The organism is Nonomuraea sp. NBC_00507 (assembly GCF_036013525.1).
GTDB lineage: Bacteria > Actinomycetota > Actinomycetes > Streptosporangiales > Streptosporangiaceae > Nonomuraea.
Genome location: NZ_CP107853.1, coordinates 8,180,906 through 8,201,796 on the forward strand (window position 1 = coordinate 8,180,906; position 20,891 = coordinate 8,201,796).

Here is a 20,891-nt window from a genome sequence, read left to right on the forward strand (position 1 = left end):
CCGTCCGCACTTCGTAAGAGGTGTGCTGGGCGATGCCTGCCAAGAGCCCACGGCCGCGCCTTGGGCAAGGGCCGCCGTAGGGCGGTCAGGCGGACTTGGGCAGGTGCCGCCTTGGGGCGGTCAGGCGGAGTTGTCTTGGGCGGGGGCAGCTTCGGCGGTCATGTCGGGGGCGCGGTGCTCGTACGGTGTGCTCAGCACCACCGTGGTGCGGGTGGAGACGTTCGCGGCGGCGCGGATCTGCTGCAGGAGGTCCTCCAGCGCCACCGGTGAGGCGACGCGCACCTTGAGGATGTAGCTCTCGTCGCCCGCCACGCTGTGGCATGCCTCGATGGCCGCCAGGTGGGCCAGCCGCTCAGGGGCGTCGTCGGGCGCGGCGGGATCGATCGGCTTGATCGACACGAAGGCGGTCAGCGGAAGCCCGATCGCGTCGTGGTCGATGATCGCGGCGTATCCGCGCAGGACGCCGCGCTTTTCCAGGCGGCGTACGCGCTGGTGCACCGCTGAGACCGACAGCCCCGTCTCCCTGGCCAGGTCGGTGAAGCTCATGCGGCCGTCACGGGCCAGTAGCGTGACGATCCGGCGGTCGATCTCCTCCATCGGTCAAAGGTAGCCGGTCGTGGTCACGACATGGTCCCGACCGGAGTGACCCCCCGGCGCATCGCGTGCTCCACCAGCGTGACGAGGACCTCCCTGCCGGAGTCGCGCCTGCGGGCGTCACAGCGCACGATGGGGATGTCCGGCTCCAGGCCGAGCGCGTCACGCACCTGGCCGACGGTGAACGGCTGCGTGCCCTCGAAACAGTTGAGCGCCACGATGAACGGCTGCTCGCGCTTTTCGAAGTAGTCGACGGACGGGAAGCAGTCGTCCAGGCGGCGGGTGTCGGCCAACACCACCGCGCCCAGCGCGCCCATGGCGAGCTCGTCCCACACGAACCAGAACCGCTCCTGGCCCGGGGTGCCGAACAAGTAGAGCATGTAGTCGTTGCGGATGGTGATGCGGCCGAAATCCATGGCCACGGTGGTGGTGAGCTTGCGCTCGACGCCGGACAGATCGTCGACGTGCGTGCCGACCTGGGTGAGCGCCTCCTCCGTACGTAGAGGCCGGGTCTCGGAGACCGCGCCGACCATGGTGGTCTTGCCCGCGCCGAATCCCCCGGCGATCAGGATTTTGATCGCCGTCGGTAGCCGCCAATGGTCAGAGCGACCGAATTCCATCCAGCACCGCCCGTACATCTCCCGCGCATGCGCGGCCCGCCCTTGAGGTGCCGTGGTCAGTGGTACCTGTCAAGGTGTGTTTGAGAAGGCCGATCCACATGCCTGGCATCGAGACACCCTAGCAACGCCACATTTTCCACTCAAGCCGCAATTTTTTGCAAGAATCAAAATGTCACGGTTTGTCGCTCAGGGCCCTGTTATTCGCTGGTTCCGCTCCCCCAGAGTCAAGTCCGCTTGTCATGGCCGCGGACCCGCCCTTCACGCTGTGTGGCCGGGGTCGGCAATGCCGGTGAACCCGGCCTGAATCCGAGCTGTCTGCCCAGGTAGGCGGCGGTGCGGGGGCTGCGCTCGCGAACCGGCTCGATCAGCAGCGCCGCGCTCGCGCGCGAGCGCGGCCATCGCGTCGGTCACCTCGGCGCGGCTGACACCGAGCCCCAGAATGTGTCGCTTCAGGTGGGGCCTTCACCCAGGCATCGCCCGTGTAGATCCGGTAGGGCAGGTCCGCGAAGCACGAGCCGCGGCCGTCGGCGTTGTCGAGGTAGCGGGCCAGCGTGGGCGCGGCCTGCGTGTCCCGCCACACCCACGCCCCCTAGCATCCTGGCGAGCTGGTCACGCCAGAGCCACTGCAGGCCGTCGAACTCCTTGATGGTGCCCAGCTCATCGCGCAGGTCGGCCAGGAACCGGGTGACCGCCGGGCGGGGCACGGCGCCGTCGGCGACGGCCAGGCATTCACGGGTCAGGCGCTTCACCTGCTCGCGGGTGGTCGCGGTGTGGTCCACGAGCCGATCGCCGGCCAGGACCCACAGGGCAGCCAGGGGTCGGCGACATCACGGACGGCGACCACCACGAGCACCCGGCCGGCCCGGAGCCGTCGCAGCACGTATCCCAGGGCGTGCAGCGACGGCCGGTCCGCCCACTGGGCGTCGTCAATCAGCACCACCACCGGCCCGTGCGCCTGTAACGCCCCGATGACCTCGCAGATCACCTGCCCCGCCGCGCACGGATCCTGCCCCGCCGCCGCGAACCGCGCCTCCGGCCCCGCCGCCTCCGGCCCCGCCGCCTCCGCCCCGCCGCCGCGAGGCCCTCCAGCGTCGCGGCACGTCCGTCCGGGCCCGCCGCATCGTCCACGAGCTGCCTTAGCACACCGAGGGCGAGCCACCGCTCCCCTCCTCACCGCCGGCGGCCGACACCCGCACGCCCGCCTCCCCGCCGAGCGTGTGGCGGACCAGGGCGGTCTTGCCGATCCCCTCAGGTCCCTCGACCACGACCCTCCTGGCGCGGCCCCCGCCCGCCGCGCGCAGCTCGGCGCGCAGCAGGGCGAGCTCCGCCGTCCTGCCGACGAACATGCCCGCTCCCTCCCCCATGGCAGAGCAAGGTGGGATGCCTGATACACGCCGGTCTGTCTAGATGCGGTCAGCCCGGAGCAGGCCGCAAACGCCCCCACGCCACGGAGGCGTCGTCGTGCCGCTTCCCCCGGACCGGCCCACGCGCCTCCTCCAGCCCCCGCACGGCCCCGATCACCGCATCCGGCCCCTCGCCGTCCAGCACGGCCACGATGTCGTCCCAGTTCCAGCCGTACCAGTCGACGAGCCGGGCCACCCCGTCGGTGCACACCCCGACCCCTCGCACCTCCCGTACGTCCACCGCCCCGCCCACGCCCTGGGCGGCCGCCTCGGGCCGCGCGGCGGCAACCCAGAAGCCGCCCGGCGCGTTCCGCATCCGCCGCACCAGCTCCACCGTGTACGGCCGCCCGCCCGGCAGCCGCTCCAGCCGATCATCGGCCACCACTGCGACCCCGCCACCCGCCCGCGCGAGGACGACCGGCGAATCGCCCAGCACGAGGTATTCCACCCGCTCCCGCCCGATCCGCACCATGGCCACCGTGGCGGACGGCGAATCCGGGTTGCCCAGATCGCACCCGCCGCCGTGCGCCGCCACCGTCTCCTCGATGGCCCGCTCCAGCACCCCGGCCAGCGGCGTGTCACCGTCCGCGGCCAGCCGCGCCGCCAGTGCCCCGCCGAGCCGCGCCACCAGCCAGGTCACGTCGTGCACGCAGCCGCTGTCCACCCCGGCCGCCGCCGTGGCCCCGTCGAGCACGACGATCCAGGACGGCCCGGCGATCACCAGATCCTCGTTGGGCCGGTCGGCCGAGCCGGGACGGGTGGCGTAGGTGACCTCCGCGAACATGACAGCGACTGTGCCACAGTTGCCCTCATGACGATGACCTACGAGCTCGGCGACGTCGTGGCCGAGCGGCAGCTGGAGGCCGTCGCCGAGGACGGCGCCCGTACGCCCGTGACGGTACGGATCGGCAGGCCGAGGCCGGACCGGCTCAGCTCACACGGGGATTGGTGCTGCCCCCATCAGATCGCAGGGCTGGGCGAGGAGCGGGCCGGGGCGGCCTTCGGGGTCGACTCCCTGCAGGCGTTGCTGCTGAGCGTTTACAAGCTGCGGCTGGAGCTGTCCCGGCGCGCGCAGGACGCGCGGGTCCGGCTGGACTGGCTGGACCAGCCGGACCTCGGCCTGAAGGTGGACCCGGAGGTCCACAAGCTCCTCGAGTGACGGCGCTTACACGATCACGAGCTCGCGCGGCGTGTTGTTGAGCCGCTCACCTCCGCTGTCGGTGCACACGACGATGTCCTCGATCCTGGCCCCGTGCCGCCCCGGCAGGTAGATGCCCGGCTCGACGGAGAAGGCGAAGCCGGGCTCCAGCGGCTCCCCGTTGCCGGCCACGATGTAGGGCTCCTCGTGCGTCTCGATCCCGATCCCGTGCCCGGTCCGGTGGATGAAGTAGTCGCCGTATCCGGCCTCGGCGATCACCTCGCGGGCGGCCGCGTCGACCGACTCGCACGAGACGCCCGGCCGCACCGCCGCGCACGCCGCATCCTGGGCGCGGCGCAGCACCTCGTAGTAGGCGCTGAACTCGGCGGGCGGCTCGCCCACGCTGTAGGTGCGGGTGGAGTCGGAGCAGTAGCCGCTGTGCAGCTGGCCGCCGATGTCGACCACCACCGGCTCGCCTTTCTGGATCACCCGGTCGGACACGTCGTGGTGCGGGCTGGCCCCGTTGGGGCCGGAGGCGACGATCACGAAGTCGACCGTCGCGTGCCCGGCCGCCAGGATCGCCTCGGCGATGTCCCTGGCCACGTCGCGCTCGCTCCGCCCGGCGCGCAGAAACTCGGGGACCCGCCGGTGGACGGCGTCGATCGCCTCCCCCGCCTCGCACAGCGCCGCCACCTCGGCCGGGGACTTGCGCATCCGCAACTGCCGCAGCACACTCCCGGCCAGCACCTGCTCGGCGTCCGGCAGCACCTCGCGGAAGCGCAGCGACGACATGGCCCACATCCGGTCGGCCAGCCCGACCTTGCCGGCCTGCCCCAGCCGGGCCGCCGCGATCGCATAGGGGTCGTCGGTCTCGTCCCAGGCCACGAACTCCAGCCCGAGCCGCGATGCGGGCGAGGCCTCGGCGGCAGGCAGCTCCAGCCGGGGCACCATCATGAACGGCTCCCCCGCCGCGGGCACCACCAGGCACGTCAGCCGCTCCAGCGGCTTGGCGTCATAGCCGCTCACATAGCGCAGATCGGGCCCTGGCGTGAGCAGCAGGGCGTCAAGGCCGCTCTTGGCGGTGGCCTCCTGCACGGCGGCCAGACGGGACACGGGATACAGGTCTGAGGACGTCACAGGCCCAAATCTACTCCGCCCCGGGTCTCCCACTATCCGCGAAAAGCTCTCACAACACGGGAAGCACTCGCTACACTCCGTTCAACAACGATCACGTAGTGTGGGGACAATTGTTCAGATCCACTGCACTTTGAGAGTGAGACTATGGTCGACGTCATAGGCGCGGCCGGGCTGCTCGGGCACAAATCCGATGCGGAGTTGCTCGCCGCACGGCTGGCGCACGCGCAGCGGCTCGGCAACATGGGCTGGGCGGAATGGCACCTCCACACCGGCCAGACGATCTGGTCCGAGCAGGTGTATACGATCTTCGGCCGCGACCCGGCCCAGGGTCCCATCGCCCTGCCCCAGCTCGCCAAGCACGTCGAGCCCGCCGACGTGGCCGCGCTGGACCGGCTCCTGTGGTCCGCCGTGCAGAGTGTCGAGCCGGTCCAGGCCGAGTTCCGCATCCGCCGCAGCGCGAGCTCCGGCGATCTGCGCGACATTCGCATGGTGCTCGAGCCGCTGATGGCCCCCGGCGGCCCCATCGGCCTGCACGGCGTCATCCAGGACATCACCGGCCGCCGCCGCGCCGAGCGCCTGATGTCGGAATCTCGCCGCCAACTCCTGGAGGCCCGCGAGCAGGCTGCCGAGGAGCGCCACGTGATGCTGGCGCTGCGCGATGCGATCCTTCCCGATCCCGCCTGCTATCCGGGCCTGCCGGACACCAGCATCGCGGTGCGCTACGTGCCCGCCGAGAAGACCGCGAACCTGGGCGGCGACTGGTTCGAGGCGGCCCCCTCCCCCGACGGCCGCCTACTGCTGGCCATCGGCGACGTCTCCGGCCACGGCCTGCCCGCGATCGCGCACATGGCCCAGCTCCGCCACGCCCTGGTGGGCCTCGCCATGACGGGGCGGCCCGCCAACCGGCTACTGGACTGGCTGAACGAGCTGGTCCTGCACCAGCTCAACGACACCACCGCCACGGCGGTCATCGGGCATCTGGACCCGCGGACCCGGGTGTTCGCCTGGAGCCAGGCCGGCCACCTGGCGCCCATCCTGGTCCGCGACGGGGTGGCCAGCCGGCTCGGCCAGCCCAGGGGCGTGCTGCTCGGCGCCGCGTGCGGGCGCCCGTACGAGCTGGCCACGACCCGGCTGCGGCCCGGGGACGTGCTGCTGCTGTTCACCGACGGCCTGGTCGAGCGGCGCACCCGCGACATCGACGTCGGCCTCGACCTGGCCCTCGCCGCCGCCGCCCACGTGCGGGGAAGCGAGCTGGAGTCCGGGCTCGACCGCCTGCTGTCCGACATCGGCGGGCCCAACCCCGAAGACGACGCCTGTCTCCTGGGGGTTGGCATCCTGGGGGATCCCTGCGCATAGACCGGAGCAACGAGCAGGGTCCGAGAGCGGCAGCTTGCGTAACCAGCGAGGACCCGTTGGGAGTGCGACCATAGACACGTGCTGATGGTTCTGGACACCCCGTCCCTCTACTTCCGCGCCTTCTACGGCATACCGGAGTCGATCATGGCCCCCGACGGCTCGCCCGTCAACGCCGTGCGCGGCCTCATCGACATGATCGCCACTCTCGTGCGCAAGCACTCCCCCGCGGAGCTCGCGGCCACCATGGACGCCGACTGGCGTCCGGCCTTCCGCGTGGCGGCGATCCCGACCTACAAGGCGCACCGCGTCGCCCACGGCAACACCGAAGTGGTGCCCGACGCGCTCGTGCCACAGATCGCCGTCATCCAGGAGGTGCTCGACGCGCTCGGCATCGCCCGCCTGGAGTCCGCCGGTTACGAGGCCGACGACGTCATCGGCACGCTCACCCACCGGTCGGGCGGCGCGGTCGACATCGTCACCGGCGACCGCGACCTGTTCCAGCTGGTCGACGACGCCCGCCCGGTCCGCGTGCTCTACACCGCCCGCGGCATCCGCAACCTGCAGATCGTGGACGAGGCGTTCGTCACCGCCAAATACGGCGTCCCGGGCCGCGCCTACGCCGACTTCGCCACGCTGCGCGGCGACCCCAGCGACGGCCTGCCCGGCGTGAGCGGCGTCGGCGAGAAGACCGCGGCCGCGCTCATCACCCGCTTCGGCTCCCTCGAGGCCCTGCTCGAGGCCTTGGACGCGGGCGTGACCGACGGCTTCCCCGCCGGCAGCCGCACCAGGCTGGCCACCGCCCGCGACTACCTGAGCGCCGCTCCCGCGGTGGTCAAGGTGGCCCATGACGCCCCGCTCCCGGCCGCCGACCTGGCACTGCCGGCCAAGCCGCGCGACCCCGAGGCGCTGGTGCGCCTGGCCGACCGCTACGGCCTGGACGGCCCGCTCAACCGCCTCCTCGACGTGCTGGGCGGTTGACCGCCCGGACGCCGCAAGGCGGCCAGCAGCGGGCCGCTAGGTGGCCAGCAGGGCGCGGACGGCCGCCTGCGCGGCCTCACGCAGGCGGGCGTGCATGAGCACGTTCTCCTCGCGGTCGGTACGCACCTCGACCACGCGCGGCCCCTCGCCGCGCAGCGCCTTCGGCAGCTCCGTGATCTCCGACACCAGCGTGTAGGGCGTCCCGGTCGCGGCCGTCGCATACCCGAGATCGACCCCGTGCGGCGTGCCGAAGACCCGCTCGAACGGATCGCGCACCGCCGCCTGCGGCAGCAGCGAGAAGATCCCGCCCCCGTCGTTGTTGACCACCACGAAGCAGACGTCGGGCCGGGGCTCGCGGGGCCCGAGGATCAGCCCGTTCTGGTCGTGCAGGAACGACAGGTCGCCGAGCAGCGCGAAGGCGGGCCCGTTGTGCGCCAGCGCCGCCCCCATCGCGGTCGAGACCAGGCCGTCGATCCCGGAGGCGCCCCGGTTGGCCATCACCCTGATGCCGCGCCGCGGCCGCATCGCCTGGTCCAGGTCCCTGATCGGCATCGACGACCCGCAGAACAGCAGCGCCCCGTTCGGCAGCGCGTCCACCAGGTCCCTGGCCAGGCGCGGCTCGCTGACACCCGAGACGTCGAGCACCTCGTCCACGGCCGACCTGGCCGCGAGGTCCGCCCGCCGCCAGGCGTGCAGCCAGCTGTCGTCGCCCGCAGCCACCGGGATCTCCACCGCCTGCGCCACCTGTGTGGCCGACCTGGTCGGGTCCGGCCAGCGGTCCAGGTCGGGCGCCACAACGATGTGCTCCGCGGTCCGCCGCAGCCAGGACAGCAGCGGCCGCGACAGCCCGGGCCGCCCCAAGGTGACCACCACATCGGGCCGGTGCGCGTCGGCGAACTCAGGCGTCCCCAGCAGGTAGTGGTAGGTCGAGATGGCGTGGTCGCCGTAGCGGGCACCGCCGTTCGGCTCCGACAGCACGGGCCAGCCCGCCATGCCGGCGGCGGCCACGTAGCGGCGCACGTTCGCGGCGCCGTCACCGACGACCAGCACGCCGCGCCGGGTCGGCGGGATGTGCAGGGCGATCGGCGGGGGTGCGACCCTGGCCCGCACCCACGGGCCGTTGGCGCCGCCGTCGAGCGGCTCGCACCAGGTGGTGTCGCCGTCGGGGATGAGCGGCTCCCTGAAGGCCAGGTTGAGATGGACCGGGCCGGGGTTCGCCGGTCCGGCGGCCCGCTGGTAGGCGCGGCAGGCCAGCGACCGCCAGTAGGCCACCTGCCCGGGGCGGTCCTCCGGCACGCCGACCTCGGCGAACCAGCGCGTGGCCGTCCCGTAGAGCTTGATCTGGTCGATCGTCTGGTTGGCGCCGGTGCCGCGCAGCTCGGGCGGGCGGTCGGCGGTGAGCACCAGCAGCGGCACGCCCGACTCGCTCGCCTCGATCACGGCCGGGTGGAAGTTCGCGGTGGCCGTGCCGGACGAGCAGATCAGCGCGACCGGCCGCTCGGACCGCTTGGCCAGCCCGAGCGCCAGGTATGACGCCGAGCGCTCATCGATGCGCACGTGCAGCCGCACCCGCGACTCGGCGTGCAGCGCCAGCGCCAGCGGGGCCGAGCGCGAGCCGGGCGCCAGCACCACGTCGGTCAGGCCGCAGCGCACCAGCTCGTCGACCAGCACGGTGGCCAGCGCGGTCGCGGGGTTCAACGTGACGCCTCCTGCATCCGGCGAAGCCACTGGGGAGATTCAATCTCAAAAGCCGACAACTGCTGATCATCCACTGATGGGCGGCGTACCGCCAGCCGCCCGTCCACGGGCGTCAGCGGGTCGTCCACGACGTCGCCCGCCAGCAGCGGCAGCGTGCCGAGCCCGCACGCGTACGGCAACGACGGCAGCGCCGCCGCCAGCGCCAGCCCCGCCGCGAGACCCACGGAGGTTTCGACGGCGCTGGAGACCACGGCGGGCAGCCCGCACGCCTCCACCACCCGCAACGCGTTTCGCACCCCGCCCAGCGGCTGCACCTTGACCACCGCGACGTCGGCCGCCTCGGCCGCCCTGACCCGCAGCGGGTCCTCGGCCCGCCGGATGGACTCGTCGGCCGCGATCGGCACGTCGCAGGCCCGCCGCACCGCCGCCAGCTCCTCCAGCGTGGCGCACGGCTGCTCGGCGTATTCCAGGTCGTAGGTGTCCAGGCGCTTCAGCCGCCGCACGGCCTCATCGACGCTCCACGCGCCGTTGACGTCGACCCGGAGCCTGCCCGCCGGGCCGAGCGCGTCACGTACGGCCTCCACCCTGGCCACGTCCTCGTCGAACGTCTGCCCCCGCTCGCCCACCTTGACCTTGGCCGTGCCGCAGCCGGAGCGCCGCACCAGCTCGTGGGCCTGCTCGGGGTCGACCGCAGGCACCGTCGCGTTGACGGGGACGCTGTCACGCACCGGCTCCGGCCAGCCCTCGAAGGCCGCCTCGTGGGCGCACGCCAGCCACCGGGCGCACTCGCGCGGGCCGTACTCCGGGAACGGGGAGAACTCCCCCCACCCCGCCGGGCCGCGCAGCAGCACCCCTTCTCTGACGGTCTGTCCCCGGAAACGCAGGCGCATCGGGATTCGGAAGACCACGGGACCCCCGGGGGCTTCGGGAGAACCTGCCACGACCCTCCCCGCTTTCCCCTGCGCCGCTGTCCGACGTGTCGCCATTAACCTTACGAGCATGTGGAGGAACCCGTCGCATCCGGACCGTCCGCTGCATGCCATTGTGCAGCCTCCGGGACCCGCACTGTTCACGGCCGTCCGCGACGCGCTGACCGGCGACGGACCCGCCGTCCTCCCCCTGCCTCCCGGCCAGGCCGATGCCGCGCTGGCCGCGCTGCGCCCCACCCACGTTGACGGGACGCCCCAGGACGGCGGCGCCGGCGTGCCCGCCGACGTGGCGGTCGTGATCGCCACCAGCGGCAGCACCGGCACGCCCAAGGGCGTGATGCTCTCGGCCACCGCGCTGCGCGCCTCCGCGGCCGCCTCCCTGCGGCGCGTGGAGGCCTCCAAGGGTGAGCGCTGGCTGTGCTGCCTGCCCATCTCCCACGTCTCCGGCCTGCAGGTCCTGGTGCGCGCCCTGCTGTCGGACAGCGAGCCGATCATCCACCCGCGCTTCGACCCGCGCGCGGTCCTGGACTCCGGCGCCGACCACGTCTCGCTGGTGCCGACCCAGCTGCACCGGCTCGTGGAGCTGGGGGCCGACCTGTCGGGGTTCCGCACCATCCTGCTCGGCGGCGCCGCGCCCCGTCCTGGCCTGCTGGAGCGCGCCCGGGACCTCGGCGGCCGGATCGTGACGACGTACGGAATGAGCGAGACGTGCGGCGGCTGCGTGTACGACGGCCGGCCCCTTTACAATGTAGATCTCAAGATCGGCGAGGACGGCCTGATCCGGATCGCCGGTCCCGTGCTCTTCTCCGGCTACCGCTCCGGCGAGCCCGACCCGTTCGACGGCGGCTGGTTCGTCACCTCCGACCTGGGCGAGCTGGCCGGCGGGCGGCTGCGGGTGCTGGGCCGGGCCGACGACGTCATCAACACCGGCGGCGAGAAGGTGATGGCCGCCGCCGTGGCCGCCGTGCTCGGCACCCACCCCGCGATCGCCGACGTGGCCGTGATCGGCGTGCCCGACCCCGAATGGGGCGAGCTCGTCACCGCGGTCGTGGTCCCCGCCGCCCCCGACACGCCACTCACGCTTGCCCAATTGCGGGCATACTGCCGCGATAGGCTTCCCCCTCACGCCGCCCCGCGCGAGCTGCGCCTGGTCACCGGACTGCCGCTGCTGCCGAACGGCAAGACCGATCTAGTACGGCTGAAAGCAGGAACCTGACGAGGTGCGGCTGCGTCAGAGTGGGGAGAAGGAGGGAGCCTTCATGGACCAGACCCGCAAGATGTGGGCATCCGTGGCCATCATCGGCGTGATCGTCGTCGCCGGCGTCTCGGTCGCGGCGGCCGCCTCCGCGGGCAGGCTCGACCAGGTCGGCGAGGAGACCAGAGCTGTGGTGGAGAAGGCATCACCGTCCGGTCCGCCGGCGACGCCGGCCCCGTCTCCCGAGCCCACCGATGACGACATCGTGGTCTCCCGGGAGGTCAACCCCGACCCCAGCAAGGTGCTCGAATACTGGACGGACGAGCGCATGGAGGACGCCGAGCCCATGCCCATGCCGGAGGTCACGACCGGCGAGATCGACGTGACCGAGTAAGACCCGCACGAGGGGCGGCTCGCCACGTGGGCGATCCGTCCCTTTTTGGCATTTCGTCCGGGCGGGAACAAATGGCGGAGAATGGCGTTATTGATACTGGTGCGCCGTGCGGACAACGAAGCCGCCCGCCATAACCTGCCTGATCGCTTCTACTCCGTACGGAGGAGGTGTCCTCATGCCCACATCCGCCGTGGCGACCCCACCCGCGACTCTCGACCAATTGCTTGAACGAGGGCGTAACCAGGGTCACCTTTCTCTGGCGGAGCTGCGTGACGCGTTCGCCGAAGCCGGGATCAGCCCCTCTGAGGGCCGCACGATACTGCGCGAACTGTCGGAGGCCGGCGTGAGCCTGGCCGCCGAGAACGAGCCGTCTCTCAGCAAGACCGCCCCCAAGAAGACCACCACCAGGAAGCCCGCACAGCCGAAGGCCACCGAGGAGCAGGGAGAAGCCGCTCCGAAGAAGTCTTCGACCTCGCGAGCAAAGGCTACCGGCCGCAAGGCGGCCAAGGCAAAAACCGACATGCCGGCCGTGGCGAAGGGCGTCGTCCCGCCCGACCCCAAGCCGGAACACGAGGAGGACGTGCCCGACGACATCGTCATGACCTCTGAGAACGAAGAAATCGAGACCGAGCAGCTCGACCTGGACGACACGCAGTCCACCATGGGCGACTCGGTGCACACCTACCTCAAGTCCATCGGCCGCCGCACGCTGCTGACCGCGGCGCAGGAGGTCGAGCTGGCCAGGCGGATCGAGGCCGGCCTGTACGCCGAGTACAAGCTGGAGACCCACCCCGAGCTGCCGCTGGACGTCCGCGAGGACCTGCGCATGGTCGTCGAGGACGGCCGGCAGGCCAAGGACCACATGCTGGAGGCCAACCTGCGGCTGGTCGTCTCGGTGGCCAAGAAGTACACCGACCGCGGCATGTCCCTGCTGGACGTGGTCCAGGAGGGCAACCTGGGGCTGATCAGGGCCGTGGAGAAGTTCGACTACACCAAGGGTTTCAAGTTCTCCACCTACGCCATGTGGTGGATCAGGCAGGCCATCCAGCGTGGCTTCGCCGACTCGGCGCGGACGATCCGGCTGCCCGTCCACGTGCTGGAGATGCTCTCCAAGCTGTCGCGGATCGAGCGTGACATGCACCAGCGCCTGGGGCGCGAGCCCACGCCCGAGGAGCTGGCGGTCGAGCTGGACAAGACGCCGGACCAGATCGAGGAGCTGCTGCGCACCAGCCGCCAGCCGATCTCGCTGAACGCGACGATCGGCGAGGACGGGGAGACCACGATCGGCGATCTCATCGAGGACGTCGACTCGCCGGAGGCCTCGGAGATCGTCGACCGCCAGCTGCTGGGCGACCAGCTGCGCGGTGTGCTCGACAACCTCTCGCCGCGGGAGTCGAAGATCATGGCGCTGCGGTTCGGCCTGGTGGACGGCAAGCCGCACACGCTCGACGAGATCGGCAAGCACCTGGGGCTGACCCGGGAGCGGATCCGTCAGCTGGAGAAGGAGTCGCTGTCCAAGCTGCGCCACCCGAGCAACACCCGCCCGCTGCTCGACTGGGCCAGCTGACCGCTCTGAAGCAAAGCCCCGGCCACACGAGGGAGGCGTGACCGGGGCTTTTCCATGCGCGCGTCGAGTCAGACGGTGGAGGGCACCGGGCGGGGCACGCTCGGGATCCCCCAGAGCCGGTTTTCCTCGCGCAGCGTCCGCAGCCGCTCCACCTCATCGGTCCACATCCGGCCGGCCGGCGTGGCCCGGGCCTTGCGCCGCGCGATCCGATCGTCGTAGGACTTCACCCCGAACGTGGCCCGCTGCCCCGCTTCGGCGGCCCGCAGCGCGTCGGTCAGCGCCCGGTCGAACGCCCGCCCCGCGGCCAGCAGCTCGATGTCGTCGGCCGCCGCGGCCCGCAGCTCCCGCAGCAGCTGCTCGGCCTGGCGCGCCTTTTCGAGCAGCTCGGGGAAGCTCTTGGAGATCTCCTGGTCCGCGTGATAGCGAACCTCGGCCTCCCGGCTCACCCGCGGACGGAAAAACGCCATCGACCCTGCCCTTTCGCCAGCCTGCACCTCGTTCAACCGCCAAGAGTACGCCGTCGCGCGACACGAACGGAAATCACCCCGGCGCGGCCGCCTTTACATTGTAAGATGATCGCCATGCCCGCCAAGCGACCACCCGTTCCCCTCTCCCGCGAGCGCATCATCGAGGCCGCGCTCCACATCGCCGACAGCCAGGGCCTGCGCCGGCTGACCATGCGGCGCCTGGGCGACGCCCTGCAGGTGGAGGCCATGGCCATCTACCACCACCTGCCCCGGGGCAAGGAGGCGCTGATGGACGCCCTGGCCGAGCACGTCACCACCGTGCGCGTGGAGCAGGGCCCGACCTGGCAGGAGACGGCCAAGGCCTGGTGCCGGGCCGAGCGCGAGCTGCTGCGCGAGCACCCGGGCGTGCTCGCCCTGGCCCTGACCAAACCCCCGAAGGGGGCCACGGCCCTCGCCGTCAGGGAGCAGGTCGAACAACTCGCCGACGGCGGCCTGGACGACGCGGCGCAGGCCGTACGCGCGCTGCGGGCCTTCGTGTTCGGCAGCGTCGCCGTCGAGGTCCAGCAGTCCGGCTGGGCCGATCCCGAAGTCGACGAGTGGGTAAGACCGGATGAAAGAGCCGACATGGACTTCGAGCGCGGACTCGACGCTCTCCTCAAGGGTTTGCAAACGTGATGCGCGTGTCACGCTTGGCCCGTTATCCTGCATAAGGCACGCTGTGTCGAAGGTCACACGTTCCGGGGACCCCCCTGTAACAGTCCGAAGGGACTATGTCGGAATGTGTGACGGACATCGCACACTTGCCAAAACGACAACCCGAGCCGCTCCCGTCCCTCAGCGGGGGCATTTCACGAGATATCGGAGGCACGCCGATGTGCCCGCACGACCCGGCCTGTCCGGATGCAGAGGCGCCAGACCGCGAGAAGGCACGCACTCTCGCCTGCCACCCCGAGCAGGGATGGAGCCTGCTCTGCAACGGCGTCGTCCTGTTCGAGGACACCGGGGAGCTCCTGCCCAGCGGCGCCAGCATCGAACCGCACCGGCCCGTGGTCGGCGCGGCCTGACCTACGGACCTACGCGTAGTGGGTGATCCACTCCGCCACCACCTCGCCCACCCGGGCGGGGTCCTTTTTCAGGTCGTGGCCCTCCCCCGGCAGCACCACCAGGAGCGCCGCGTCCGCCGCGTCGGGGATGCCGAACGGATCACGGTCTCCGTTGACGACCAGCACGTCCACCCCGGCGCCGCGTAGCTCCTCGGCCCTGGACCGCTCGGGCTTGCCGGGCGGATGCAGCGGGAAGGCCAGCGCCACGACCGCCGCCGCGCCGACCGCCTTGGCCGTACGGCAGGCGACCCGCGCCCCGTTGCTCCGCCCGCCCTGCACCAGCGGCAGCTCCGGCCACCGCGCACGCAGCTCGCTCAGGACGACCTCCCATGCCTCGTCCTGCCGGGCCGGCGAGCCGGGCGCCCGCGCCCCCGCCACCCTGAACGCCTGGGTCACCCTCGCCACGACGGCCCCGGCCCCGAGCGCGGCGGCACGCACGGCCACCAGGTCGGGAGCGTCCACTCCCCCGGCGGCCCCGTGGGTCAGCACGAGCAGCAGCCGCGGCTCGGCCACCTCGTCGACCTCGACCATCGCGGGCCCTCGCGGGGTCATGACCTCCATGGGAGAACCGTACCTTCGGACGATTCCGGCCTACCCCTCAGGGCTGATGACGGCGTGCCGCGTACGGGGCATGATTTTCCTATGCCAGACAAGCGTCCCCTCCGGGATGATCTGCAGGCCACGCTCGACGCGCGCCGCGATCTCGGCCCGGACTACGAAGCCGCGTTGGTCGAGTCGTTCGTGGAACGTCTCGACGAGACGATCGCCGCCCGCGTGCAGGCCGAGCTGGCCGTACGCGGCGCCGCCCCACACCGGCACCAGGGCAAGAACCCCGGCTCCGCGATGATCCCGGTCGCGCTGGGCTCGATGGGCATCGGCATCCCGCTGACGGCGATCGCGGCGGGCAACGCCGGCCTGGTGGGGCTGACGATCACCTGGCTGGCGATCGTCATCATCAACGTGGCCGCCGCCGCGGCCATCATGCGCCGCGGCTGAGCCGGGCCCGTCAGGCGTCGCGGTCGTAGCGGAGGCGGACCTCGGCTGCCAGGCTCTCGTCCTCGTGCTCCAGCCCGTACGCCCACACCCGCTCGGCGTCCTCCTCCCGCCCGCGCAGCGGCAGGGTGCGGGCCAGCAGCTCGATGGCCAGCGCGCTGGTCTGGGGGTCGGCGCCGCCCTCCACGGTGTCGGCGAACTCGGCGCAGGCCAGCTCCAGATGCGCGATCCCCAGCTGCACCCGCAGCCCCGGCACGTCCTCCTCGGGAGCCGACTCCAGCGCCTCCATGAGGACGTCGGCCGCCATCCCGGGCTCGTCGTGCTCCATCAGCAGATCGGCCAGCTGCCGGGCCGCGTGTGCGCCGATCTGGCCGTCGCCGGCCGCCATGGCGGCCCGCAGCTCCGCCTCCGCCTCCTCGAGGCTCGTGGCCAGCCGGGCCAGCGCGAGATGGGCCAGCGGCACGTACGCGGCGGTGCCGACGCCCAGCACGGCCTGCCAGGCGGCCCTGGCCTGCTCGGCCCGTCCCTCCCGCTCGAAGCCCTGCGCGAGATGGCAGGCGGCCTGCGCGGCGTATTCAGGATGGCCGGTGGACAGCGCGGTCCTGGCCGCGGCGCGGGCGGCCTCGACGTCGCCGCGCTCCTCCAGCACCACGGCCAGCCCCACGGCGGCCTGGGCCCGGTCGGGTCCTTCAGGGTCGGCGGCCAGCCGGCTCAGGATGGCGGCGGCTCCGTCGAGATCACCGTCCTCGGCGAGGCGGCGGGCGGTGTCGAGGGGCGGTGTCTCCAGCTCTGAGAACGTCAAGAGAGCTCCTTCTGGCGACGGTCGCACGAAGCTTAACCACTTCTGGCGATCATGTCTGCTCAGTTGACGCTGAAGGACTGGCCGGCCCTCGATTCAGGGCCGGCCGGACGACTCAGTCCTCGTAGGCCTCCAGCGGCGGGCACGAGCACACCAGGTTGCGGTCCCCGTACGCCTGGTCGATGCGCCGCACCGGCACCCAGTACTTGCCGTCCCGCAGCGACGGCACCGGGTAGGCGGCCTCGGTCCGCGAGTAAGGGTGCGCCCACTCGTCGGCGACGACGGACTCGGCCGTGTGCGGCGCGTTACGCAGCGGGTTGTCGGTCTTGTCGTAGTCGCCGGACGCCACCTTGGAGATCTCCCCCCGGATGGCGATCATTGCCTCCGCGAACCGGTCGAGCTCGTCAAGGTCCTCGCTCTCGGTCGGCTCGATCATCAGCGTCCCGGCCACCGGGAACGACATCGTGGGCGCGTGGAAGCCGTAGTCGATGAGCCGCTTGGCCACGTCGTCCACGGTGACGCCAGTCTCCTTGGTGATCTGCCGCAGATCGACGATGCACTCGTGGGCGACCAGCCCGCCGCGCCCGGTGTACAGCACCGGGTAGTGGGGGGCCAGGCGCCGGGCGAGGTAGTTGGCCGACAGGATGGCCTGCTCGGTCGCCGCGGTCAGGCCGTCCGAGCCCATCATCCTGATGTACGCCCACGAGATCGGCAGGATCCCCGCCGACCCGTACGGGGCCGCCGAGACGGGCCCGACGGGCGTGTCGTTGTGCAGCGGGTGGCCGGGCAGGTAGCGCGCCAGGTGGGCGCGCACCGCCACCGGGCCGACACCCGGGCCGCCGCCGCCGTGCGGGATGCAGAACGTCTTGTGCAGGTTGAGATGGGACACATCGGCCCCGAACTCGCCCGGCTTGGCCAGCCCGACCAGCGCGTTGAGGTTGGCGCCGTCGACGTAGACCTGCCCGCCGGCGCCGTGCACCTTGGCGCACACCTCGGTGATGCTCTCCTCGTACACGCCGTGCGTCGACGGGTACGTCACCATGATCGCGGCCAGCGCGTCCCGGTGCTTGTCGATCTTGGCGTCGAGGTCGGCCAGGTCGATGTTGCCGTCGGCGTCGCAGGCCACGACCACCACGCGCATCCCCGCCATGACGGCGCTGGCGGCGTTGGTGCCGTGCGCGGAGGACGGGATGAGGCAGACGTCGCGCCCGCTCTCGCCGTTCGCGCGGTGGTAGGCGCGGATGGCCAGCAGCCCGGCGAACTCGCCCTGCGAGCCGGCGTTCGGCTGGATCGACACCGCGTCGTAGCCGGTGATCTCGGCCAGCCAGCGCTCCAGCGTGCCGATCAGCTCCGTGTAGCCCGCGGCCTGGGCCTCCGGCGCGAACGGGTGGATCGCGGCGAACTCGGGCCAGGTGATCGGCTCCATCTCGGTGCTTGCGTTCAGCTTCATCGTGCAGGAGCCGAGCGGGATCATCGAGCGGTCCAGCGCGATGTCCTTGTCCTGCAGCTTGCGCAGGTAACGCAGCATCGCCGTCTCGGAGTGGTGACCGTGGAAGACCGGGTGGGTCAGGTACGCCGACTCGCGCAGCAGCGCGGCGGGCAACGCGTCGGCGTCCAAGGCCACCTCGGAGGCGTCCACGCCGAACGCCGCCCATACCTTGGTCACGTCGGCGGCGCCGGTCTTCTCGTCGCAGGCGATCGAGACGTGGTCGGCGTCGGCCTGCCAGAGGTTGACGCCCCGCTCGGCGGCCGCGGCGACGACCTCGGCGGCCCGGCCGGGGACGCGCACCAGGACGGTGTCGAAGAACTCGCGGTGCACGACCTCCAGGCCGGCCTCGCGCAGCCCGTCGGCGAGGACGACCGCGTGCCGGTGGACCCGGTGGGCGATGCGGCGCAGCCCGTCGGGGCCGTGGTAGACGGCGTACATGCCGGCGATGACGGCGAGCAGGACCTGCGCGGTGCAGATGTTGCTGGTGGCCTTCTCGCGGCGGATGTGCTGCTCGCGGGTCTGCAGGGCCAGCCGGTAGGCGGGGTCGCCGTCGGCGTCGACGGACACGCCGACCAGGCGGCCGGGCATCTGCCGCTGCAGCCCCTCGCGTACCGACATGTAGGCGGCGTGCGGCCCGCCGAACCCGAACGGCACCCCGAAACGCTGCGAGGAGCCGATGGCGATGTCGGCGCCGAGCTCGCCCGGCGCGGCCACGAGCGTGAGGGCCAGCAGGTCGGCGGCGGCCACGACGAGCGCGCCCGCCTCGTGCGCGGCGGCGGCCACGGCGCGGAAGTCGCGCAGCCGCCCGGAGGCTCCCGGGTACTGGACGAGCACGCCGAAGCACTCGGGCAGCTCGCCGTCGAGCGGGTGCTCCACGAGCGTGATGCCGAGCGGCTCGGCGCGGGTGGCCAGCACCCGCTTGGTCTGCGGCAGCGCGTCGGCGTCGACCACGAACACGTTGCTCTTGGACTTGCCGGCGCGCCGGGCCAGCGTCATGGCCTCGGCGGCGGCGGTGGCCTCGTCGAGGAGGGAGGCCCCGGCGACGGGCAGGCCGGTGAGGTCGGAGACGACCGTCTGGAAGTTCAGCAGCGCCTCGAGGCGGCCCTGTGAGATCTCCGGCTGGTAGGGGGTGTACGCGGTGTACCAGCCCGGGTTCTCCAGCAGGTTGCGGCGGATCACCGCGGGCGTGATCGTGTCGTGGTAGCCCAGGCCGATCATCGAGGTCAGCACCCGGTTGCGGTCGGCGAGGGCGCGGAGCTCGGCGATCGCCTCGGTCTCGCTCGCGGCGGCGGGCAGCTGGAGCCGGTCCTTGGCCCTGATGGCCTCGGGGACGGCCACGGCCACCAGGTCGGACACGGACTCGAAGCCGACGGCCTCGAGCATGCGCTGCTGCTCGGCAGCGGAGGGGCCGATGTGCCGGGATGAGAACGGCGGAGCTGACAGGTCGGTCATGGACAGTGCCTCCCGAGGCTATGGAGACCGGCGCCAGGGCGCGGGCGAGTGCCGGATCTCCCCACTCTGTCAGCGCGGCGTCACCGCGACCTGAGAGCTTCACCCCCGTGAACAGGGGCTTGCACCGTCGGTGAGGCACGCCTGGCGGGCGCGCCTGCTTTCCAGAGTTGCCTCGCCCGAGCGGTACGGGGTGCCTGAGAGATTCCGGGGAGGGTTGCTCCTTCGGCGCCCCGGGACCCGTGGGCCCCAGAGACTCTCCCGCACGGGGTCGTCAGCCTTGCTGTCCTACATTACAGCCCCTATGCGTTACAAGGGGATTTCACCCGATGCGTCGGGCGCGGCGGCGGCGGGCGAGTTCGTCAGCGGGGTGGTCGGCCGGGACGGTGTCCTCGACCGCCGCTCTTTCCCCCGGCAGCTCCGCGAGGGATCCCTCGACCTCGCGCCAGACCCGGCCGAGCGCGATGCCGAACACGCCCTGGCCGCCCTGGAGCAGGTCGATCACCTCGTCGGCGGAGGTGCACTCGTAGACGCTGACGCCGTCGCTCATGAGCGTGATCTGGGCGAGGTCGGCGACCCCGCGATCGCGCAGATGCTGCACGGCCGTGCGGATCTGCTGCAGCGACACCCCGGTGTCGAGGAGCCGCTTGACGACTTTGAGCACCAGGATGTCGCGGAAGCTGTAGAGCCGTTGGGAGCCCGAGCCTTGCGCGGCCCTGATCGTGGGCTCTACCAGGCCCGTGCGCGCCCAGTAGTCGAGCTGCCTGTAGGTGATGCCGGCCGCCGCGCAGGCCGTGGGCCCGCGGTATCCGATGTCGCCCGGCAACGCCGCCGGCTGCTCGTCGAAGAGCAGTCCCTGCTCCCCGGCACGCTGCCGCGCGTCCTCACGCCGTACCGGATCTTCCTGGCCGGCCGTCTTTCCCTCGCCGCTGCTGACCGCCACGCGGACCTCCGGCTTTCTCTCATCCCGTGGCCTGATCTGGGGGTTCATGAAGGGCGGCCACGGGTTTCACTTGCACCGTAGGACCGTGACCATGCTCAGTCAACGATCCGGCTCGGCGCGTCGTGAAGCGTAAATGCACCGAAATACCTACCCCGCCCTGCCGAAGTCTTCGGGAGTGATTGTGTCAAGGAACTCCCTGAACTTCTCCACCTCGTCCTCTTGGTCGTCGGGGATGACCACGCCGGCCTCCTGGACCACCTCCTCGCTGGCGAAGATGCGGGCTCCGGTGCGCAACGCGAGCGCGATCGAGTCCGACGGCCGCGCGCTCACCTCCACGCCGTTGGAGAACACCAGATCGGCGAAGAAGATGCCATCACGCAGCGCGACAATGTTGACCGCCCGCAGGCCGACGCCCAGGGCGCTCAGGACGTCACGGAAAAGGTCATGGGTGAGCGGCCGCGGCGGTGGCTCCTCCGCTTGGGCCAGGGCGATCGCCGTCGCCTCGGTCATGCCAATCCATATCGGAAGGAACCGCTCCCCGTGTGCCTCCTTGAGCAAGACGATCGGCTGGTTTGTGGGCATTTCAACTCTTACGCCCACGACCTCCATCTGCAACACGGGCTGCTCCGTATTCCTGAC

24 protein-coding genes and 2 riboswitches are annotated in these 20,891 nt (G+C 71.7%); of the genes, 9 read left to right on the forward strand and 15 right to left on the reverse strand.

The window, feature by feature from the left end; genetic code table 11:
• Positions 1-120: 120 nt before the first annotated feature.
• From OHA25_RS39490 to OHA25_RS39515, 6 genes are all read right to left on the reverse strand, one after another.
• Complete coding sequence (locus OHA25_RS39490) at positions 121-597, reverse strand: Lrp/AsnC family transcriptional regulator (RefSeq protein ID WP_327582013.1); 477 nt, start codon at positions 595-597, stop codon at positions 121-123.
• 23 nt (positions 598-620) lie between these two features.
• On the reverse strand, positions 621-1,214 hold the full coding sequence (locus tag OHA25_RS39495) for a GTP-binding protein (protein ID WP_327582014.1): 594 nt from the start codon (positions 1,212-1,214) through the stop codon (positions 621-623).
• 449 nt (positions 1,215-1,663) lie between these two features.
• Positions 1,664-1,993, reverse strand: coding sequence for a hypothetical protein (locus OHA25_RS39500; protein ID WP_327582015.1), 330 nt, complete (start codon positions 1,991-1,993; stop codon positions 1,664-1,666).
• Positions 1,960-2,199 carry a hypothetical protein gene (locus OHA25_RS39505; protein WP_327582016.1) on the reverse strand — a complete coding sequence of 80 codons (240 nt, stop codon included), beginning with the start codon at positions 2,197-2,199 and terminating at the stop codon, positions 1,960-1,962. Before OHA25_RS39505 ends, OHA25_RS39500 begins: the two co-directional genes overlap by 34 nt.
• 151 nt (positions 2,200-2,350) lie before the next feature.
• A complete protein-coding gene (locus OHA25_RS39510) occupies positions 2,351-2,560 on the reverse strand; it encodes an AAA family ATPase (protein WP_327582017.1) in 210 nt (69 codons plus the stop codon).
• A 67-nt stretch (positions 2,561-2,627) separates the two neighbouring features.
• Positions 2,628-3,401 (reverse strand): protein phosphatase 2C domain-containing protein, encoded by a 774-nt coding sequence (locus OHA25_RS39515; protein ID WP_327582018.1) that lies wholly within the window; start codon positions 3,399-3,401, stop codon positions 2,628-2,630.
• Between the two features lie 27 nt (positions 3,402-3,428).
• Here OHA25_RS39515 and OHA25_RS39520 point away from each other — a divergent pair, with 27 nt between their 5' ends.
• Complete coding sequence (locus tag OHA25_RS39520) at positions 3,429-3,776, forward strand: DUF6968 family protein (protein ID WP_327582019.1); 348 nt, start codon at positions 3,429-3,431, stop codon at positions 3,774-3,776.
• 6 nt (positions 3,777-3,782) lie between these two features.
• Here OHA25_RS39520 and OHA25_RS39525 read toward each other — a convergent pair whose 3' ends face one another.
• Positions 3,783-4,892 carry a M24 family metallopeptidase gene (locus OHA25_RS39525; RefSeq protein ID WP_327582020.1) on the reverse strand — a complete coding sequence of 370 codons (1,110 nt, stop codon included), beginning with the start codon at positions 4,890-4,892 and terminating at the stop codon, positions 3,783-3,785.
• Positions 4,893-5,036: 144 nt separating this feature from the next.
• On the opposite strand from OHA25_RS39525, the gene OHA25_RS39530 reads away from it, so the two are divergent.
• Both OHA25_RS39530 and OHA25_RS39535 read left to right on the forward strand, forming a co-directional pair.
• Positions 5,037-6,248, forward strand: coding sequence for a PP2C family protein-serine/threonine phosphatase (locus tag OHA25_RS39530; protein WP_327582021.1), 1,212 nt, complete (start codon positions 5,037-5,039; stop codon positions 6,246-6,248).
• 84 nt (positions 6,249-6,332) lie between these two features.
• On the forward strand, positions 6,333-7,226 hold the full coding sequence (locus OHA25_RS39535) for a 5'-3' exonuclease (protein ID WP_327591109.1): 894 nt from the start codon (positions 6,333-6,335) through the stop codon (positions 7,224-7,226).
• Positions 7,227-7,262: 36 nt separating this feature from the next.
• Here OHA25_RS39535 and menD read toward each other — a convergent pair whose 3' ends face one another.
• On the reverse strand, positions 7,263-8,924 hold the full coding sequence (gene menD / locus OHA25_RS39540) for a 2-succinyl-5-enolpyruvyl-6-hydroxy-3-cyclohexene-1-carboxylic-acid synthase (RefSeq protein WP_327582022.1): 1,662 nt from the start codon (positions 8,922-8,924) through the stop codon (positions 7,263-7,265).
• Positions 8,921-9,814, reverse strand: a complete 894-nt coding sequence (locus tag OHA25_RS39545) for an o-succinylbenzoate synthase (protein WP_442942225.1) — start codon at positions 9,812-9,814, stop codon at positions 8,921-8,923. Before OHA25_RS39545 ends, menD begins: the two co-directional genes overlap by 4 nt.
• A gap of 109 nt (positions 9,815-9,923) precedes the next feature.
• Between OHA25_RS39545 and OHA25_RS39550 the strand changes: the two genes are divergently transcribed.
• From OHA25_RS39550 to OHA25_RS39560, 3 genes are all read left to right on the forward strand, one after another.
• Positions 9,924-11,069 carry an AMP-binding protein gene (locus OHA25_RS39550; protein WP_327582024.1) on the forward strand — a complete coding sequence of 382 codons (1,146 nt, stop codon included), beginning with the start codon at positions 9,924-9,926 and terminating at the stop codon, positions 11,067-11,069.
• A gap of 43 nt (positions 11,070-11,112) precedes the next feature.
• Positions 11,113-11,442: a hypothetical protein gene (locus tag OHA25_RS39555; RefSeq protein ID WP_327582025.1), complete on the forward strand. Its 330-nt coding sequence runs from the start codon at positions 11,113-11,115 to the stop codon at positions 11,440-11,442.
• Positions 11,443-11,617: 175 nt separating this feature from the next.
• Positions 11,618-13,009 (forward strand): RNA polymerase sigma factor, encoded by a 1,392-nt coding sequence (locus OHA25_RS39560; RefSeq protein ID WP_327582026.1) that lies wholly within the window; start codon positions 11,618-11,620, stop codon positions 13,007-13,009.
• Positions 13,010-13,077: 68 nt separating this feature from the next.
• Here the strand turns inward: OHA25_RS39560 and OHA25_RS39565 are convergent, their stop codons facing one another.
• On the reverse strand, positions 13,078-13,476 hold the full coding sequence (locus OHA25_RS39565; RefSeq protein WP_305918846.1) for a hypothetical protein: 399 nt from the start codon (positions 13,474-13,476) through the stop codon (positions 13,078-13,080).
• A 114-nt stretch (positions 13,477-13,590) separates the two neighbouring features.
• Between OHA25_RS39565 and OHA25_RS39570 the strand changes: the two genes are divergently transcribed.
• Both OHA25_RS39570 and OHA25_RS39575 read left to right on the forward strand, forming a co-directional pair.
• The gene (locus OHA25_RS39570) at positions 13,591-14,151 is read left to right on the forward strand and encodes a TetR/AcrR family transcriptional regulator C-terminal domain-containing protein (RefSeq protein ID WP_327582027.1); all 561 of its coding nucleotides are present in this window, start codon (positions 13,591-13,593) and stop codon (positions 14,149-14,151) included.
• 197 nt (positions 14,152-14,348) lie between these two features.
• Positions 14,349-14,540: a DUF5999 family protein gene (locus OHA25_RS39575; RefSeq protein WP_305918848.1), complete on the forward strand. Its 192-nt coding sequence runs from the start codon at positions 14,349-14,351 to the stop codon at positions 14,538-14,540.
• Positions 14,541-14,549: 9 nt separating this feature from the next.
• Here OHA25_RS39575 and OHA25_RS39580 read toward each other — a convergent pair whose 3' ends face one another.
• Positions 14,550-15,140: an alpha/beta hydrolase family protein gene (locus tag OHA25_RS39580; RefSeq protein WP_327582028.1), complete on the reverse strand. Its 591-nt coding sequence runs from the start codon at positions 15,138-15,140 to the stop codon at positions 14,550-14,552.
• A gap of 81 nt (positions 15,141-15,221) precedes the next feature.
• On the opposite strand from OHA25_RS39580, the gene OHA25_RS39585 reads away from it, so the two are divergent.
• Entirely contained in the window at positions 15,222-15,575 is a 354-nt protein-coding gene (locus tag OHA25_RS39585) for a hypothetical protein (RefSeq protein WP_327582029.1), read from the forward strand.
• A 10-nt stretch (positions 15,576-15,585) separates the two neighbouring features.
• Here the strand turns inward: OHA25_RS39585 and OHA25_RS39590 are convergent, their stop codons facing one another.
• The 4 genes from OHA25_RS39590 to OHA25_RS39605 all read right to left on the reverse strand — a co-directional run bounded on the left by OHA25_RS39590 (position 15,586) and on the right by OHA25_RS39605 (position 20,870).
• Positions 15,586-16,374 carry a hypothetical protein gene (locus tag OHA25_RS39590; RefSeq protein WP_327582030.1) on the reverse strand — a complete coding sequence of 263 codons (789 nt, stop codon included), beginning with the start codon at positions 16,372-16,374 and terminating at the stop codon, positions 15,586-15,588.
• A 112-nt stretch (positions 16,375-16,486) separates the two neighbouring features.
• The gene (gene gcvP, locus OHA25_RS39595) at positions 16,487-19,312 is read right to left on the reverse strand and encodes an aminomethyl-transferring glycine dehydrogenase (RefSeq protein WP_327582031.1); all 2,826 of its coding nucleotides are present in this window, start codon (positions 19,310-19,312) and stop codon (positions 16,487-16,489) included.
• A 56-nt stretch (positions 19,313-19,368) separates the two neighbouring features.
• Positions 19,369-19,483: riboswitch (glycine riboswitch) on the reverse strand.
• Positions 19,484-19,583: riboswitch (glycine riboswitch) on the reverse strand. It abuts the riboswitch before it with no gap.
• A 48-nt stretch (positions 19,584-19,631) separates the two neighbouring features.
• Positions 19,632-20,252, reverse strand: a complete 621-nt coding sequence (locus OHA25_RS39600) for a MerR family transcriptional regulator (protein WP_138669872.1) — start codon at positions 20,250-20,252, stop codon at positions 19,632-19,634.
• Between the two features lie 147 nt (positions 20,253-20,399).
• Complete coding sequence (locus OHA25_RS39605) at positions 20,400-20,870, reverse strand: bifunctional nuclease family protein (protein WP_020539830.1); 471 nt, start codon at positions 20,868-20,870, stop codon at positions 20,400-20,402.
• Positions 20,871-20,891: the final 21 nt, after the last annotated feature.

Excerpts from the sequence above, each read along its gene's own strand:
- OHA25_RS39580 (WP_327582028.1), bottom strand. The coding sequence starts at position 15,140 with ATGGAGGTCATGACCCCGCGAGGGCCCGCGATGGTCGAGGTCGACGAG.
- OHA25_RS39550 (WP_327582024.1), top strand. The coding sequence starts at position 9,924 with ATGTGGAGGAACCCGTCGCATCCGGACCGTCCGCTGCATGCCATTGTG.
- OHA25_RS39510 (WP_327582017.1), bottom strand. The coding sequence starts at position 2,560 with ATGTTCGTCGGCAGGACGGCGGAGCTCGCCCTGCTGCGCGCCGAGCTG.
- OHA25_RS39530 (WP_327582021.1), top strand. The coding sequence starts at position 5,037 with ATGGTCGACGTCATAGGCGCGGCCGGGCTGCTCGGGCACAAATCCGAT.
- OHA25_RS39570 (WP_327582027.1), top strand. The coding sequence starts at position 13,591 with ATGCCCGCCAAGCGACCACCCGTTCCCCTCTCCCGCGAGCGCATCATC.
- OHA25_RS39495 (WP_327582014.1), bottom strand. The coding sequence starts at position 1,214 with ATGGAATTCGGTCGCTCTGACCATTGGCGGCTACCGACGGCGATCAAA.
- OHA25_RS39575 (WP_305918848.1), top strand. The coding sequence starts at position 14,349 with ATGTGCCCGCACGACCCGGCCTGTCCGGATGCAGAGGCGCCAGACCGC.
- OHA25_RS39490 (WP_327582013.1), bottom strand. The coding sequence starts at position 597 with ATGGAGGAGATCGACCGCCGGATCGTCACGCTACTGGCCCGTGACGGC.
- OHA25_RS39545 (WP_442942225.1), bottom strand. The coding sequence starts at position 9,814 with ATGCGCCTGCGTTTCCGGGGACAGACCGTCAGAGAAGGGGTGCTGCTG.
- OHA25_RS39535 (WP_327591109.1), top strand. The coding sequence starts at position 6,333 with ATGGTTCTGGACACCCCGTCCCTCTACTTCCGCGCCTTCTACGGCATA.
- OHA25_RS39555 (WP_327582025.1), top strand. The coding sequence starts at position 11,113 with ATGGACCAGACCCGCAAGATGTGGGCATCCGTGGCCATCATCGGCGTG.
- OHA25_RS39520 (WP_327582019.1), top strand. The coding sequence starts at position 3,429 with ATGACGATGACCTACGAGCTCGGCGACGTCGTGGCCGAGCGGCAGCTG.
- OHA25_RS39560 (WP_327582026.1), top strand. The coding sequence starts at position 11,618 with ATGCCCACATCCGCCGTGGCGACCCCACCCGCGACTCTCGACCAATTG.
- OHA25_RS39585 (WP_327582029.1), top strand. The coding sequence starts at position 15,222 with ATGCCAGACAAGCGTCCCCTCCGGGATGATCTGCAGGCCACGCTCGAC.
- gcvP (WP_327582031.1), bottom strand. The coding sequence starts at position 19,312 with ATGACCGACCTGTCAGCTCCGCCGTTCTCATCCCGGCACATCGGCCCC.
- OHA25_RS39515 (WP_327582018.1), bottom strand. The coding sequence starts at position 3,401 with ATGTTCGCGGAGGTCACCTACGCCACCCGTCCCGGCTCGGCCGACCGG.
- OHA25_RS39565 (WP_305918846.1), bottom strand. The coding sequence starts at position 13,476 with ATGGCGTTTTTCCGTCCGCGGGTGAGCCGGGAGGCCGAGGTTCGCTAT.